The 1,032-nt window shown below is 40.5% G+C and carries 1 protein-coding gene; it reads right to left on the bottom strand.

The window, feature by feature from the left end:
• Window positions 1–395 (bottom strand): helix-turn-helix domain-containing protein (locus tag I8751_RS22155; RefSeq protein WP_214441257.1); only part of this gene is annotated, 395 nt, incomplete at its 3' end.
• Between the last annotated feature and the right edge of the window lie 637 nt (window positions 396–1,032).

Raw genomic sequence — 1,032 nt, 5'->3', positions numbered from 1 at the left:
AGTTTGTGAACTGTCTTGTAGCAAGTATTTACTCCCAAGTTTTGTTCTAGCCATTCGACAATTTCTTGATAACCATTAAACCCTTGTACTTCGTGCAATCTTTTATCTAGTGCTTTTTCTGCCCATGTTGGAATGGTTCTTGGTCTTCCTGGTGAAGATTTTTGTTTTAATAGTCCTTCAATTCCGTCCGCTTTGTACTGTCGAATCCATTTGTGTAGTGTGACTCGGTTGCGACCAATCATTTCTGCGGTTTGAGAAATTGTTTGACCATGCCCTGTTTTGAGTAGATAGAGTAACTGCACTCGTTCTTTACCAGTTGCAGTTTTTTGTATTGCCAGTAACTCTTTGAGTTCTTCTTGAGTTTCTTTAATTTCTAGTTTATATACCCCTGACATTGTTCATCCTTCATCTCATTAAATCTTATTCTCTCATCTGTAGCCATATTTTAGAGAATTGGTATTAGAACCAAAACTTATGAAACGCACACAATTAACTAAATCATCTGCCTAAAGCGTCGTGTGAACTTGGCATATTAGACAAGGAGAACACTGTAAGAGGATGTTTGAAAAGTTTTAGACGAATATAATTCGCTACTACACAAACAAAGTCCACCTGCGCGGAATAACACAAAATCAAGGTTTTCAACCCAGGTCTGTGGCATTCCCGGAGGGAAGCCGCTACGCGTCCTGTCCGTGTAACCAAGCCACTGCGCCCTTGCGTCTCCCTTGGGAGAAGTAAGTGGCGCGCGACTTTCAGTCGCCTGGGCTGGTATTAAATTAGACTTTTCAAACACGCTCTAATACCAATTCACAATGACGCTCCTTCGTCGCTCTAAGCGTAGCTATGCCGCAGACTTTACGCTGCGAAGATCGCAAGTCGCAATTCGCAATTAAAAAACCTAGATACAGTAGACCTTGAAAGGTTTACTGTATCAAATTTTTCGTGAAATGGTATAACAATAGAGTTCGAGGACACTTGATAGATACTTTGCTTTTAATTCATGAGTGACTATTTTTCGTGTTGTTCGTATGC

Source organism: Atlanticothrix silvestris CENA357, from assembly GCF_016056295.1.
GTDB classification, from domain to species: Bacteria; Cyanobacteriota; Cyanobacteriia; order Cyanobacteriales; family Nostocaceae; genus Atlanticothrix; species Atlanticothrix silvestris.
Note: the sequence above shows the minus strand (reverse complement) of the source record. Positions and strands in the feature narration are given on the sequence as shown.